Genomic DNA, 15,917 nt, shown 5'->3' with positions numbered 1-15,917 from the left:
GAGTTAAAGAATTAAAAGATCGAAAAAATGAGTTTGAAATTGAATAATAGATCTCTTTTAATGGGATTAATTGCAGCAACTTTTTTGTTAGGCTGTAAAAAAGATAAAAGTACTGAGGCCAGTATGGAAGTGAATAAAGTTGGCGTAACAGGCGAGAATGGACCTACAATCACCGTTTTTCAAAATGCTACTCTAAGCATTGCACCAACCGTAACGTTAAGTATGCCAAATAAAAAGGAGAATATGGAATATACCTGGTTAGCTTACCAAAATAATCCAAGTGTAGGCATAACCAGTCCGAGGTTTGTAATTTCCAATGATGCGGTATTGAGCTATGTGATTAAGCCTGAGTTATTTATTTTAGGAGAACCTTACGTAGTAAGATTTGAAGCGAGAGATAAAGAAACCGGTATATCTGCCTATATCAATTATAATATTGTTATCGGTAACAAATTTTCCGGTGCAGGCTTGATGGTTTTGGTGGATAAGAATGGTCTAGGAGACATATCGTATGTCTTCCAAGATAAATCTGTACAGCATAATGTATATAGTGCCATTAACAGTACTCCTTTACTTAAGCCACGCAAGCTTGAAATAATTACAACCAATATTGAGGATGAGATAACTGCCGGAGGCAAGAGGATTTATCTTCTTGCTGAAACCGGAAGTCAGGAAGTTAGCTACACAAATCTGATTAGAAAATTTGATTATTCTACACTTTTCTTTTCGCCCCCGAACGTTAGTAAGCCATCGGTAATGAAGTGGCAGGGAAGTACGGGTGTTTTTATTGGCGATGGAAAAGTTCATATCAATATTTCAGGAGGTTTTCCTGGTCAGAAAAAGTGGGGTGTAAGTCTGCTGAATCCTGATGGAGATTTGAATTACGACCTTGCTCCGTATTCTGTGGGTGGAACCAATGTTTCTGCTATGGTGTATGATAACACGAGTAAACGATTTTTCCTTGCACCAAGCTCAGGTGTAAAACTTCAGAATTTCTCACCTTCAGTAAGTGGACCTGCTTTTAACCTTCATAATGTAGGGATGACAATGCTTTATCTGGATTCTGCAAGTTCAGCAAATGAATACAACGCAATTATGAAAGGTGCGGATAATCTGCCGTACAGACTTAAAGTTAAAACTGTGAACACCTCCGCTGCAAGTCCAAATCTCTCTGTAGAAAAAGTACAGATGAATGCTCCGGACATCTTGAACATGAGTGCAGCAGCAGCTTCTACAACCGCTAACTATATCTATTATGGAACAGAAAATGTCTTGCGTACGTATGCAATAGGAACGAATGACATTCAGGGTACTTATAGTTTTCCTTCTACAGAAAAAATTACTGCAATGAGGTTTAGCAGATCGGTACTCCAAGGTACAGAACGAGCACCAAGGCTGGCCGTTGCTACATGGGACGGTACTCAAGGCAGGTTGTATTTTTTCAAGGTGGCCAATTTTGGCGTGATAGGTGAGTTTACCGATCGCCTTGAAGGATTTGGAAAGGTTGTAGACATGGGAATTAAATTTTAAACCGCTATGAATCGAAAAAGATTATTATTTTTTTGCTTGATGAGTTGGACATTATCGGCCATGGCTCAAGATTCTGGCGACAAATTGACCGAGCTTCTGGCATTAAAAGAAACGACTGCAGTAAATAATAGATTGGCAGAACTTGGTAAAGGAGAGGAAGCAGATTTGAACATCGTTTTAAGGTACTTTAATGTTAAGAGGGACTTTAAACGAAGTGATTCGGTACAGAAAGTATTGGTTAAACGGTACCCATATGGTGAGGTTTCTTTTGAATTGTTCCGTGACAAATTTTTGCGCGAGATGGATTTGGGAAAGAAAGAGGTAATGTATGGGGATGGTATAGCAAATTTTCCGAAAGAGAGTGCTGATTTACTCAATCAATCCATGGCCGAGAGTTATATATCCGCTGATAAAATAAAGAATGCAAGCAAATATATCTCTAATATTACGAGCGCCGAATCTATCGCATCAGTGGCGGAAAAGCTTGCTTCGAAATATCCTTCCGCTGCAGAAGATTTATTAAAGAACCGTATCGAAAAAGGCAGACTAAGCGGCAAAGAGATTAATCCGATGGTGAATCAATATAGCCTGCTCCTAACTAAAATGGACAGATATACAGAAGCGCTGAAGTATGCAGATGAAGCGTATCCCAAACTTAGATACAAAAGTGAGGTGAATACCGCAAATTACGTTAAGTTATTAATGCACGCGAAACGGTATGAGGATGTAATGGCTACTTTAGAACCACTGGTTAAAAAAGGGAAAGCTAATGAGCACTTGAAAAAAGAACTCCAATCAGCGTATGGATTAGCAAATCCCACTTTAAATCCCAGCTCATACATGGAGGGGTTGAATAAGATTTACATGGAGTATCTGGAGGCGGAGTTAGCTAAAAAAATGATAGCAATTGCAGCTCCTACTTTTCTTGGAAAAGATATTAATGGCAAGGAGGTTACCATAGATCAATACCGAGGAAAAGTCGTAATTATCGATTTTTGGGCAACATGGTGTGTGCCCTGCAAAGCATCTTTTCCAGCCATGCAATCTGCAGTCAATAAATTTTCAAACGACCCCAATGTTGCATTTTTATTCCTTCATACTTTCGAAACTACACCAAACCCATTGAAGGATGCTAGTGACTATTTGAAGGATAAGGGATATAATTTTACCCTGTTAATGGATCATAAGGATACCTCAACGAAAAAAAATATCGTAGCGGGTTCCTTTGGGGTTGCGAGTATCCCCACAAAGCTCATCATTGATGGTAATGGCAAAATTAGGTTTTCAACAAGCGGTTATTACGCAAATGATAAAGCCGTAGTTGATGAGATTTCGACCATGATTGGACTGGCAAAAAAAACAAAAACTGAATTTTAAACTAAAAAATAAATTGTAATGAAAAGAAGAATATTAAGTATTGCATTTATACTTATCCTTTTCGCCATCGGCGCAAACGCTTCTATCCTTGAGCGTGGATATAAAATAGAATGTAATATCCAGGGATTAGAAAATGGCCTTGTTGTAGAACTTGTGCCTGGAAGTACGCATCGCACAGAAAAGACTGTGGCCTCGGCCAAGGTTATGGACGGTAAATTTTCCTTTTCGGGGAAAGTGGATGGTCCTCGTTATTTTCTGTTAACTATCCAAGGCGGTATGGCTTTTGGAATTATGGTTGATAATACGGACATTACTTTAACAGGTAGTGTTTCTTTAGAAGAAAATAACGGAAAAAAACGTTATCTGTTTAAAGATGTTAAAGTTCTGGGCAGTCCTGTTCACGATGTATACAAACAAAAAATTTCCATTAGGAGCGCATTAAATGCTGAGCACGAGGCTTACAACAAACGAGGTGAGGAAATTGCTTCAAAGGTACGTAATGCACGTGCACAAAAAGACAAGAATAAAGTCGACTCACTTGTCAATACACCTGCTTATAAGGCTTTTGAAAATGATGAAGTTGACTTCTTTAACAAAGTTGAACATACAATGACCAAACTTTATAAAGACAACGGTGATTCATGGTGGGGACCTTTTTTAATGCTCAATACAATGAGCTACTTTACTCCTGAACAAAAGTCGATGTATGATGACCTTTCTGCTGCAGCTAAAAATAGCTATTATGGTAAGGCTCTTAAAGAGCAGATATATCCTGAGGGATTTTTAGGCCAGGCAGCACCAGCAGTGAATGCAAAGACCAATGCGAATGTGAAAGCAGATTTGGCAACTGTTTTTAAAAAGAACAAATATACAATTGTTGATTTTTGGGCTTCCTGGTGTGCTCCATGCCGCAAAGCTCTCCCTGCATTGAAAGAGTTCTATAAGGAGTTGGATGGAAAGTCTGTCGAAATTGTAAGTATATCCATTGATAAAGTGGAAGCCGATTGGTTGAAGGCCGAACAAGAAGAGCTATTAAAATGGCCAAGTTACCTAGATAATGGAGGCACAACAGCTGATGCCTGGAAGATTAAGGCTATTCCAGCGATGTTCTTGGTTGATCAAAATGGAAAAGTTGTTGGTGAGAACCTTACTTTACAACAGATCAAAGAAAAGCTGTCGAAATCTTAAATTACAGTAGCACAAGGTGTTTGTTCATGTGAATAAGCTTTTGTGGAAAGACACGCACTCACCGAAAATAATTTACAATAAATTTATTTTCGGTGAGTTTGTTCGTATGTGCTACAAATTTATGAAATACAGTAGTTGTGCTCAAATTTAGGAGATCAGGAAAGCTTGGATAACTTTTTTGGCCATCAGTACCATTCATATGGGATAGTGCTTATTCTTATATCGCAAGGGAATCTATAGGCACTAAAGATTTTATACTAGGCGAGGAATTGATTCGTAAAACGTTTTCGGATCTCAATGGAGACACCACTCATAAAGGCATAGATGAATTCGAGAGAATTTTTAGTGAACTTTTATACGCAAATGGAAAGTTTGAAGAAGGTTTCCCTTATGCCAAAGAGTTAGTAGATAAAAAATCTGAAAAAACGGCCGTGGGTATAAAAGAGTTAAGGGCTACATATTTGAAATATTTAATCAGTTTAAAGCGATATAAAGAGGCTTATCCGGAGATGTTGTCGCAACTTAAAACTGGCTTGGCAGGGCAACTAATTAAAGATAATTTTAAGGAGGCATATACCTTGGTGAACGGTTCAGCTGACGGATATGAAAAATTTTCCAGCAATATCACGAATGAGTTCAAGAATAATACACTGTCTCACGTGAAAAGCAAAATGATTAATGAAAAAGCTTTCAATTTCGAGGTGAAAGATGCGAATGGAAAAGTTGCAAAATTAAGCGATTACAAAGGCAAGGTAGTCATTCTGGATTTCTGGGCTACTTGGTGTGGGCCATGCAAGGCTTTATTTCCTAAAATGCAGTTAGCTGTAAATAAATACAAAGCCGATAAAAATGTTGTATTCCTTTTCATCCATACCCTTGAAAATACTGCAAACCCTACCAAAGCTGCTGCAGATTACTTGGCCTCCATGAAGTATGATTTTAATTTATTGATGGATATTAAAGATCCTATTACCAAGAAAAATGCAGCTGCAGCTGGATACAAAGTAAATGCTATTCCCTGTAAAGTTGTAATTGATGGAAACCAGAACATGAGATTCCTTAGTATCGGAAATAATGTAGCTGGTGAAGATGCATTTCTAGAGGAAATGAGTACAATGATAGATTTGGCAAAAAGTGCAGCATAGAAATTAAATAGTATGAAAAAAGTATTGTTATTTGTTTTAGTAATTGCCTGTTATATTACTACACGTGCACAGGATGCTCAAAAGCCCTTATTAGGTCTTGGAGATCCGGCACCCTCTCTCGCTATAGCCAAATGGCTTAAAGGAGATTCAATCGGTTCTTTAAACGACAGCAAAGTAAGCGTGGTTGAATTTTGGGCAACGTGGTGCGGTCCCTGTATTTTAGGTATGCCTCATCTGTCGCAATTGGCAAAACAATATCCTGCTGTAAGTTTTATAGGTGTTGATGCATCCGAACACACCGATAATATGCCTAAAGTGAAACAGTTCGTTGAAGTAGCGAAAGATATGATGGCTTATAACGTGGCGTATGCTACCCCAAAGGGACCAATGAGCACGAACTGGTTACATGCTACAGGACAGAGAGGAATCCCGGTGGCATTTGTGATTGATAAAAAAGGGCGTATTGGCTGGATGGGACATCCCCTGATGGGCTTAAGTGAAGCCTTAGCCCTAGCAACCCAAAATAAATTAACGGTAGATGCCGCCCAAGCCATCAATAAGAAGTGGCAGGCCAATCAGGTGGAAGGTAAAAGTATAGATGCGGAATTAAAAACAGCGCTCAAAGGAAATAAAGTAGATGAAGCATTAAAATTAAATGATCAGCTTTTAGAACGCTGGCCATTTATGATTGCCATTGCATCAGGTAAAAAGTATGCACTGCTTACTGCAAAAAATCCAAAAGCCGCTAGAGAGTTTGGTGAGTACTTACTTAAACATGAAAGCAATGCACCTGTATTACTTAAAAGTGTAGCACAAACCATTTTCTATGGTAGTGATGCAAGGGTTCTGGGGGAAATCAAAGTTAAAATTACTGGCATGCCTGATTTGGACCTTGCCAAAAAACTGATTAACCAAGCATTAACCTGTAGTGAAGAGGATCCGGAAACCACAGAAATGCTCAAGAAAATTAAAGCCCTTGAGGCTACTGATGGTACAAGGTAATTTTAGGAAAATATACATGAAGAGAAACGTGCTATTGGTTTTTGGACTTTCAATTTGCTTATTGAAGGTTTCTCAAGCCCAAGTTACAAACACCAAGATGCTGGAACCTTTAATTAAGAAAGGTATTGATAAAGCTTATGCAGCGAGTGTTAGAATGATGGGCTATGATACAGTCAAAAATGTTCAGAACAGCTCGCAGTTTAGTGGGGTTGTAGTTGATAAGGATGGTACCATTTTAACGGTATCGCATGCCATTCAGCCAGGAAAGCTATATAAAGTATTTTTTCCGGATGGACGTCAGGCAATGGCTAAGGCATTGGGCAAAATTGGAATAGACCAGCAGAAACGTCCAGATTTAGGTATGATGCGGTTGGTTACCAAAGGAGATTGGCCGGTTGCCGAAATGGGCTGGTCGTACAGCGTCAAAGTGAATGAACCCTGTATAAGCATCGCGTATCCAGAAACATTAAACCAATTGTTTCCAACTATTAGATTCGGGCGTATTACTGATCTGATGAATAAATGGCAGTTTTTGGAGTCTACTTGTAAAATGGAGCCCGGCGATTCAGGAGGTCCGTTGTTTGATTATCAGGGCAGGCTTATAGGGCTTCACAGCAGATGTTTAGAGGATGAGGATGGAAATTATGAAGTTCCAATTGATTTGTATCGTACGTATTGGAAAGCACTTAATGTACCTGAAGATTACACCAAGTTACCTGCCGATACTTCGAGGGTAGGAGAAGATCCCCTAGCAAAGGAAGTCATTTCATTGCCTTTTATTGCGGACCTGGAAAAAACTCTCAGCGCAACTTTTGAAACCAATAAAAAGTATGTGCTGGTAGTAAAATCAAAATCTGAGAGTAAAGAAGGGAATGTTTATACCACCGTGTTTGAACAGGATGGGAAATTTTATCTTGTCGGTAAAAGTTCCCTTATTTCTGATCAGGTTACGGTTTCCTGGAAGGGAAAACCTATCGTTGTAAAGGTGCTAGCACGCGATAAATCCAATGATCTTGTTCTTTTGTCTATTCCTAAAAAAATAGGGGAAGGAATTTCGCTAAGCTCAATCGCCACGGCTATGGACTTGTCAAAAGCAGATTTAGGTACAGTCATGGTGTCTCCACTGGCAAGTGCACAGCGCGTTGGGGTGCTTAGTAGCGAAGATTTCGAACTGCCGAACAGATATAGTTCAGCCTATTTGGGCGCATCAGCCATGTTTGATAATGGCCATGCGGTGATAACGAAGGTGAATCCCTCCGGCTCAGCAATGGCCTCGGGTATTCTTACTGGAGACAAAGTACTCGAAATAGGAAATAACCCCATCACCAGCGCTTCAGTGTATAATGCAGAAATGCTAAAATATATGGCAGGAGATACGGTTATTTTTAAAATTAAACGAGATGATTCTATACAGGTTAAATCAATCATTACTGGAAGTTGGCCATTACCTAATCATACAGCTGAAAAGTTTTCGGGTGGAAAAAGTATTAGACGGGATGGCTTTTCGAAAGTTTTTGCACATGATGCCATTATTCAGGCTGACGAATGCGGCGGGCCTGTTTTTGATCAAAATGGTCGTTTTTATGGTGTTAACATAGCAAGGTTTAGCAGAACGGCGGTTATTGCTGTAAGTCCACAAGTGCTTTACACTTTTATTAAGCAGTATATTGGTAAATGATGAGGATCTTGGTTAGGTGTTCATCCGAATTCTAGCAGATTTTGCAAAACACGAAAATATATATCAATTAGTTATAAAAAGAAAGGGTTAGTTTAGTTGGAAAAGGAAAGAGGAGGTTGTTCTTTGTTCCTTTAGTCTATTACTGCGAAATGCGGTAATAGACTTTCTATTTATAAGAGGTAGCTACTTTTTATTGATTTTTTAATCTCTACCAACCTGTTCATTATTTTGATAGTGTGGATAGAGCTTAAGGGAGAGTCAAACCACAGCCCCTGAAACTTTGAAGAACCAACTTTGGCGGTAATGACTGGGGTTGTAAAGACTTCTTTAGTTTCCTTAAATCAAATAGTTGATAGCTGTTCATTCCAGTATATTTTTCTTCCAAATGTATACTAGATGACTTGGCCTACACCAAGGCTAGGGCACATATCTGATATTGTTTTGCCCACCTGCTTCATTTTCTATGAAAGCTGCCGCCCTCTGAGCCTCATTAATTTTTACTTTTTTTCCTCCTGTTTTAATAGTACGAATTTTCGCCTTTTCAATAGTCTAATTTATGGATAGAGTCAAAAATTTGATTGCTGTTTCTATGCCAAAATAGAGTGATTAAAAATACAGTATGTATACTTATTTGTAGTTTTATAACTACATAAAAAACATGGTATTTGTTGAATGATTATGGGGGGATTTATGTGTTCTGAATATGGAGAAATTTGTCGCATGAAGAAAATTATATTTTTATTAAGTTTTGTTTGTACGTTTTTGTTGCTCTTTGTAGCCAAAACACAAGCCCAATCAGTTAGTGGTGTTTGGGCCTCTGCTGGATGTAATGGTAGCGGTACAATTACCGTTAATACAACTGGTTTAGGAGCAACTCCTCAGTATCAATTAGTAAAGGGAGCCACCGTTATAGCTCCAGTTTCGGGTGATCCTGCACAGTACACAAATGATCCGGTTTTTGTCGGAATATTCGATGGTACCTACACCATTCATGCGAAGGCATCCTCTAGTTCACCGGTTGTGATCAGTGCACCAATTGTTATCGTAAATAATTATGAACAATTAGAAAATATAACACCTTCATTAAAAACGCCTTGTCCAAATGGTACAGCGCAATTAATAACAACTCTTAAGGGAGGAAAAGCTCCATATATTTATAGTATTAAAAATTCAAGTTCTGAAACAGTGCTACAAACGAGTAGTGCTACAAACGATCAATCGTTTACATTTAATGCGCTTCCAGTAGGTAATTATTTAATCAGTGTTCAAGATGCGTGTGGAACTGTTATTACTTCAGCAAGTTCCATTACGCAAAGTGGTGTGCAAATTAATCAAATTAGCGTTACACCTGTGCTTTTGTCAAGATCGATAGTAGGTAATTGTAGTTCAAGAATTCGCATTGATTTCAGAAATGGATTAAGATATTCAGATACAAACGAACTGCTTTCGAATGAAGATTTGGCTAATTTTACGTGGAGATTAGCGTTTAATGGTCAAAGCTACGGAAAAGGAAGTACTGCATCCAGTAATGCTGAAATTGGAGGACCTGATTTTTCTGGTAATGAAATGATAATTTATTTACCCAATGGGATTACGGATGCACAAACGGCAATCGCCGGCAATCCACAATTGGTAATCATGGATAAATGTGGAAATACCAGAAGAGTCAATGTGTCAATAAGAGATTTTACTATTTTTAGAATAGGATGTGCAAATGGCGATGTGCGTATCAAGATAGATCCAGCTTCTTTAGTTTGTTTTCCAACAAATGTAACCTTTACAAATAGTGCGAATGCTTCAGATACACATGCTTATGTTGTAACTTCTTCAAATCAGGTTTTAACAGGCCTAACACCCGGAAATACGTATCGAGTAACCTATACAGATGGTACAGGTTATAATTCAACAATGGCCACATACCCTTTGTCAACAACAATTGTTCAGTATGAGGCGGTTTCTGCAGGGCAAAATCGCTTTGGTGAACAATATTATCTAGAACAGTTTGGTTATGGAGTATTAAAAGTTAATGTAAGGCCTGCTATTTTAAATCAAGAAATTAGATTTGAGGTCATAGCATCTAATAATCCATTGGTTCCTATTGGACATACCATCACATCAACAGATTATGGCTATGGCGAATTTCGTTTGCCGAGGGTAAACGTTACGGATCCGGTAGGATATTGGCCAAAAGGAAAATACACCCTTCGAATTACTGCACCCTGCGGAACAGCGGACCTTGACGTAGAGGTTTATGGGCACGAAGGAACATTAAATACCGGACAATTGACTCCTGTTTGTGGTGGTTTTAATTATACCATGCAAACGAATTTAGATCCAAATTTTACTTCATATGAGGTAATTGTTTTAGCAGGACCTTCAAGCGTAGGATATATGCGCGATTTTGTAAGTAGCACGGCCTCTCAACCATTTTTTAACTTAAGTTACGGAACCTATACTTTTGGTTTGCGCTTAAAGGGTGGTACTACAATCTTATTACAAGAAACCATCACTTTTGATGTTTCGAAAGTAATTATTGTTAGCGATACCGAAACCGGGGGCTACGTTTGTGCCGCTGGAGATACAAATGGTAAACTTACAATTATCGCAAGATCAAATGTTGCTGAGCCTGATAATGTTTTGCAATACGCTTTAAGTACAGATGGAGGATTAACGTTTGGACCGTATCAAACGAGTAACATCTTTAATAATTTAACCAACCAAATATATTATTATAAGATTAAGGATGGTTGCGGTAACGAGATCGAACGCAATGTGAAAATAGGCGTTGCGGTTAGTCCTATTCTCACCGGCAACAATCTAACAACTCCTGTATCCTTGTGTAATTTAGCATCAGGTCCCATTCAGTTAGATGTTGATATTGTTGGAGCAATGAAATACGAATGGGTGGGGCCGGGTATTACAGATGCCAATCGTAACTTGAAAAACCCAGTAATTGATTACAGCGATTTACAGCTTGGGGAAAATACACTTACATGTACGTTAAGTTTCGTAGAACCTTGTAATTTACAAAGTGTAGCAAATTTGATTATTAGGGTGTTGCCAGATGCAAATTTAGTAATTACCAATCCTGCTCCTCAATGTGAAGGTACAACAGTAGATTTAACCAGTCCGGCTATAACGGCAGGCAGTGAACAAGGATTAACTTTAGCTTATTTTAGTGATGCAGATGCGACGGTTCCTTTGGCTAATCCAGCAGCAGTAGCAACAGCGGGCACATATTATATAAAAACTACAAATAAAACATGTAATGCCATTAAACCAGTACTAGTAACGTTGAAAGCAAGATTATCCGCTCAAATTAGTTACGATGCTGGTCCATATTGTAAGTCTGCAGCAAAAGCTGTAGTAACCCTAACGGGCGATCAAGGTGGCGAATTTACAGCACAAGATGGTTTGGTAATTGATCCAAAAACAGGAACTGTTGATTTAATAGCTAGTAAAGCCGGAACATATACTGTTACGTACAAATTTACAAAGGGCGCAGCTTGCTCTGATTTATCGACAGCAAGCATTACTATAAATCCCTCAAATACACCATCGGTTTTACCTGATGTGATGGCTGAATGCAGCATAAACAGCCTTCCAGCTCCATCTGTAATGGATGCTTGTGCAGGACAAATTGTAGCAACAACCACAACCGTGCTACCTATCAATACACCTGGTACTACCGTAGTAACCTGGATTTTTGATTACGGTAATGGTTATACCGAAACAGTTACCCAAAATGTGATTATAAATCCAGTTGAAGCTCCAGTGGTGACTGTAACACAGCAACCTACCTGTTCGGTTCCTACCGGCGGTATTAGCGTAACGCCCGTTGCTGGTTTTACCTATAGCGTTGATGGAGGAGCATACACTGAAACTACCATGTATAGTAATTTGGCTCCGGGTAATCACATCGTAAATGCTAGGAATAGTACAGGCTGTATAGCAAGTAACAGTATTACAATTAATCCACAGCCAGAAAGCCCGGTTACGAGTATTACAAGTAACAATGGATTTAATGTGATTAATGGAAACGAGTTGATACTTACTGCAACTGGTGAAGGTACGTATCAATGGACAGGAGAGAATATCGAAAGTGGTCAAGGCACAAAATCAATAACCATTCGTCCAAAAAAAACCGGTGATTACATGGTAACGGTAACTAATTCAAGTGGATGTATAGCAACTGCAACAGTTAGGGTATTTGTAAAAGAACCTATAATAATAAGCATTAATTATCCGCAAAGCGCGTATTGCGAAGGTACAGGTATGGTTAATATTATTGGAGCTGCGGCATCACCAGGCGCATATACAGCTTCTCCTGCAGGTTTAAGTATCGATGCCAACACAGGAACGGTTAATTTAGCAGAAAGTAAGCCCGGAACCTATACAATTACCTATACGTATGACAATGGTGTAATAAAAACCGGAGCTACAACCAATTTAACTATTTCAGCATTGCCAGTAGTTAACATCGTAAGTTTATCAAGTTTAACCATATCGAAAGGTGAAGTAGTTACTTTAAAAGCAAGTGGAGGAACAACATACGAGTGGACCGGAGCTGATATTTTAAGTGGCAGAAACACCAATGAAATTACGGCAAGACCTACCAAAACAGGTATTTATACCGTGCAGGTGACAAATGCTTCGGGTTGTTCGGAAGTGGCTTCGATTACCGTTACAGTAGATGAAGGTGTTAAACTTGTTCCAAATAATGTTATTACTCCAAATAACGATGGTAAAAACGATGTCTGGACAATTCAAAATATAGAGTACTATCCGAATAGTAAAGTAAGTATTTACGATAGAGCAGGAAGAAAATTATTCAGCGCCATTGGTTATCAGAATAATTGGGACGGAACATATAATGGAGCGCTATTAAACGAAGACGCGTATTACTATGTTATCGACTTAGGAAAAGGATATGGTTTACTTCGAGGATCAATTACAATTATCAGAGACTCAAAATAACAAGATGTGTTCAGCCTCAATTAGTCTTTTGGGGCTGGCGCTCTCAAATCGTTTAAACACATATAGTTCGTCTATAAAAAAGCTCTAAAGGAGTCAAAAAAAATAAAAAAGTAATGAAAAAAATAGTTACACTGGTATTGCTGTGTATTATAGCCAATGCAGGTTTTGGGCAGATAAATCCCTTAGGAAGTATGTATTATCAAAATCCATACGTTTTAAACCCGGCAATGGGGGGGATTGAAGAAGGATGGGAGCTGAATGGTGCATTAAAAGCACAATGGACGGCAATTGATGGAGCGCCATTAATGCAATCTATAACAGCTACATACGGTAGTGAGCGAAAAACCGGTTTTGGGATGTCCTTTTTTAAGGATGCAGCTGGGGTAATCAGCCGTACGAGTTTTAAAGCAAGTTATGCGTATCATTTACCATTAAATCGAAATGGTTCATTTTTGGACTTTGGTTTAGCCGGCGGTGTGTTAGATGAATATTTAGATTTACAACGCGTGCGTGGCGATTTGGGAGATTTGTCATTAAGTAACTATAATACGCGTGGTTTGTATTTCGATGCCGATTTTGGGGTGGCATTTAGGACGGATAGGATTACGCTTCAAGGGGTATTACCAAATTTGAAAAGATTTTTAGGCCGAGATCAAATACGAAATATAGCGGATAGAGCTTTGTATATGGTAGGCGGTAGATATAAATTTATCAATGAAGGGGCTGTAATACATGTGATAGAACCCATGGTTATGTATCGCTCGGTAGAGAATTATAAAGATATTATAGATGCAGGTGCAAATTTTCAGTTTTTTGAAGACAAGCTTATGTTGAGTGGAATTTATCACAGTACCAACAGTGTGACTTTTGGCGCCGGTACTGTTTATAAAAATCGTCTTTCAATATTAACCCAGTATACAACCAATACATCCGATCTTCAAGGATATAGTAATGGTGAGTTTGAAATCTCACTTAAGTATAATTTTAGATAAAAATAAATACACAAAAATTGAAAAGAGTGCTCTTTAACGTACGTTAAGGAGCATTTTTTTTTTGAGGTTGCTTTTTCATCTCTATGTATTTTTCTTCAGTTAGTTTGAGCTATACGGAAACTTTCAGATAGCACTTCCAAGAGGATTGACAGCCCTAAAGAGGGAATGGAGCGAAGCGAGGTGTCAAAATTGTTTTCTCCTCTTTTGCTTCACAAAACGATTCATCTTATAACTTGAAACTAATAACTTCTTTATCAAATCGATATTGCGTAAACGAAACTGTATTTTTAAGTATTAATAGCTTTTAAATTAGTAATTTTATTCATCTCTTCTTTGACTGGATTTAAATTTTTCTAAATAGGTTATTAATTGGTTTGCAACTATATAAATACAATCATCTATGAAAAAGCTTTATCTATTTAGTTTATTTGTGTTTACGTTCCTTCAAGCTAACGCGCAAGACACCCAATATTGGATGCAACAGTTTGGAACACGCTCTGCCCTAATGAGTGGAGCAGTCGTTGCCAGTAGTCGCGATAATTCGGCGCTCTATTACAATCCGGCATTGTTAGCATGGATTGATACCGCATCCTTATCGATCAATGCAAGCGCCTATCAAAAAGAAGGTATTAAAATTAAAAATGCGTTGGGACAAAATGCAGATTTTAAAAGCAGCCAAATAGGGAGCACACCCTTGCTTTTAGGAGGGATGATTAAAACCGGAAGTGAGAAAACAAGGTTGGCATACGGAGTGGTAACGCCCACTAATTTTAATTTTAAAGCCAGTGCCAGAATTGTAGGAAACTTTCCCTTAATTAACGATGTGGAAAGCCCAGGTAACGAGGGTGGTATTGGGCAAACTTCTTTGCAAACCAAACTAAGTGAGCTAGGAGCAGGTATTGGATTGGGTAGAAAAATAAATGATTTCTTTAGTATAGGTATTACTGGATTATTTGTCGTGAGATCAATGGACTTTAGCCGAAGTAGCTTAACCAGGGTTTATTTAAATCAGCCTTCATCGCCTTTGGTTAGTAGTACCATTATTCAAAATGTTAATTATTACAATGTTCGTTTTGTGCCTAAAATAGGGCTTTCGTATAATAAAGGAAGATGGCAATCGGGATTAAGCATCACGGTTCCATCATTAAATATGTTTGGTAGTGGAGGGGTCGCGTTTGATGCCACAGCAACCGATATAAAACTCCCTTCACAAACCGGAAGAATAGATTTTGTAGCCAATGATGCACAAGTAAAGTTAAAAACAACGTATAAATCACCCTTTTCTGTGGCCGGTGGTCTAGCGTACCATTATCAACGGTCGCACATCGAGTTTGCAGCACAATATTTTGCAAAAATAGATATGTACTCCGTTGTAAATGCAGCTCCTGCTGCGTTTGCACGACCTGCAAGTGCCTATCCAGAATTTTCTAGTGACCAGTATTTGAGAGTGTTATCAGCGGCTAAACCGGTATTCAACTTTGCTATAGCGTATGAATATCAAATGAAGAAGAATTTGTTGGGCTATTTAAGTTTTAGAACAGATCAGTCTTATTTTGATAGTTCCCTTAACGAACAAACAGGCATTAAGCCCGACATTTCTACCTGGAACATCAAGCACATCGTGGTTGGAACCACACTTCAAAAGGGGAGAAGTAGCATTAGTTTAGGATTAAACACCGCATTTGGTGCAGATAAAAATCGTGAACAAACCGGTAATATCAACGGCGACTCAGAAGCAAATTTATTTAGAGGTACTACAACTATAACCGAAGCCAACTACAGCTCATTTGGTTTATTGTTAGGATACACGTATCATTTTAGTAAGTTTTAAGGGGTGAAAATAACGCCCAATTCTCTAGTTTCAACTGGCTAGTTTTTAGGGAGGGGCTCAACTTAATTTAAGATATGTAATATTTGTATATTGCCGATAAATGGTCTCTTTAAAAATGGATAAAATTATTTTTTCAAATATTTTATTAAATCTATTTTTTTTTAGTCAAAATTTTAAATCGAATTAAAACTTAATTA

General features: G+C 38.3%; 9 protein-coding genes. All 9 read left to right on the top strand.

The window, feature by feature from the left end; all coding sequences use genetic code 11:
- Window positions 1-27 precede the first annotated feature (27 nt).
- Window positions 28-1,530: a PKD-like family lipoprotein gene (locus tag ACJVDK_RS05065; protein ID WP_443939206.1), complete on the top strand. Its 1,503-nt coding sequence runs from the start codon at window positions 28-30 to the stop codon at window positions 1,528-1,530.
- 39 nt (window positions 1,531-1,569) lie between these two features.
- Complete coding sequence (locus ACJVDK_RS05060; protein ID WP_443939205.1) at window positions 1,570-2,907, top strand: TlpA family protein disulfide reductase; 1,338 nt, start codon at window positions 1,570-1,572, stop codon at window positions 2,905-2,907.
- Window positions 2,908-2,925: 18 nt separating this feature from the next.
- Window positions 2,926-4,095, top strand: a complete 1,170-nt coding sequence (locus ACJVDK_RS05055) for a redoxin domain-containing protein (RefSeq protein ID WP_443939204.1) — start codon at window positions 2,926-2,928, stop codon at window positions 4,093-4,095.
- Between the two features lie 269 nt (window positions 4,096-4,364).
- Entirely contained in the window at window positions 4,365-5,240 is an 876-nt protein-coding gene (locus ACJVDK_RS05050; protein WP_443939203.1) for a TlpA family protein disulfide reductase, read from the top strand.
- A 12-nt stretch (window positions 5,241-5,252) separates the two neighbouring features.
- Window positions 5,253-6,242 carry a TlpA family protein disulfide reductase gene (locus ACJVDK_RS05045; RefSeq protein ID WP_443939202.1) on the top strand — a complete coding sequence of 330 codons (990 nt, stop codon included), beginning with the start codon at window positions 5,253-5,255 and terminating at the stop codon, window positions 6,240-6,242.
- A gap of 16 nt (window positions 6,243-6,258) precedes the next feature.
- Entirely contained in the window at window positions 6,259-7,920 is a 1,662-nt protein-coding gene (locus ACJVDK_RS05040; RefSeq protein WP_443939201.1) for a trypsin-like peptidase domain-containing protein, read from the top strand.
- Window positions 7,921-8,640: 720 nt separating this feature from the next.
- Entirely contained in the window at window positions 8,641-12,897 is a 4,257-nt protein-coding gene (locus ACJVDK_RS05035; protein WP_443939200.1) for a gliding motility-associated C-terminal domain-containing protein, read from the top strand.
- Between the two features lie 113 nt (window positions 12,898-13,010).
- Window positions 13,011-13,889, top strand: coding sequence for a PorP/SprF family type IX secretion system membrane protein (locus ACJVDK_RS05030; RefSeq protein ID WP_443939199.1), 879 nt, complete (start codon window positions 13,011-13,013; stop codon window positions 13,887-13,889).
- A 400-nt stretch (window positions 13,890-14,289) separates the two neighbouring features.
- Complete coding sequence (locus tag ACJVDK_RS05025) at window positions 14,290-15,720, top strand: hypothetical protein (RefSeq protein ID WP_443939198.1); 1,431 nt, start codon at window positions 14,290-14,292, stop codon at window positions 15,718-15,720.
- The last annotated feature ends 197 nt before the right edge of the window (window positions 15,721-15,917 follow it).

It is taken from the genome of Pedobacter paludisoli (assembly GCF_052344095.1).
Classification (GTDB): Bacteria; Bacteroidota; Bacteroidia; order Sphingobacteriales; family Sphingobacteriaceae; genus Pedobacter.
Note: the sequence above shows the minus strand (reverse complement) of the source record. Positions and strands in the feature narration are given on the sequence as shown.

What these genes read in the sequence shown, in the direction of transcription:
- ACJVDK_RS05035 (WP_443939200.1), top strand. Translation starts at nt 8,641, where the DNA reads ATGAAGAAAATTATATTTTTATTAAGTTTTGTTTGTACGTTTTTGTTG.
- ACJVDK_RS05040 (WP_443939201.1), top strand. Translation starts at nt 6,259, where the DNA reads ATGAAGAGAAACGTGCTATTGGTTTTTGGACTTTCAATTTGCTTATTG.
- ACJVDK_RS05055 (WP_443939204.1), top strand. Translation starts at nt 2,926, where the DNA reads ATGAAAAGAAGAATATTAAGTATTGCATTTATACTTATCCTTTTCGCC.
- ACJVDK_RS05060 (WP_443939205.1), top strand. Translation starts at nt 1,570, where the DNA reads ATGAGTTGGACATTATCGGCCATGGCTCAAGATTCTGGCGACAAATTG.
- ACJVDK_RS05065 (WP_443939206.1), top strand. Translation starts at nt 28, where the DNA reads ATGAGTTTGAAATTGAATAATAGATCTCTTTTAATGGGATTAATTGCA.
- ACJVDK_RS05045 (WP_443939202.1), top strand. Translation starts at nt 5,253, where the DNA reads ATGAAAAAAGTATTGTTATTTGTTTTAGTAATTGCCTGTTATATTACT.
- ACJVDK_RS05030 (WP_443939199.1), top strand. Translation starts at nt 13,011, where the DNA reads ATGAAAAAAATAGTTACACTGGTATTGCTGTGTATTATAGCCAATGCA.
- ACJVDK_RS05025 (WP_443939198.1), top strand. Translation starts at nt 14,290, where the DNA reads ATGAAAAAGCTTTATCTATTTAGTTTATTTGTGTTTACGTTCCTTCAA.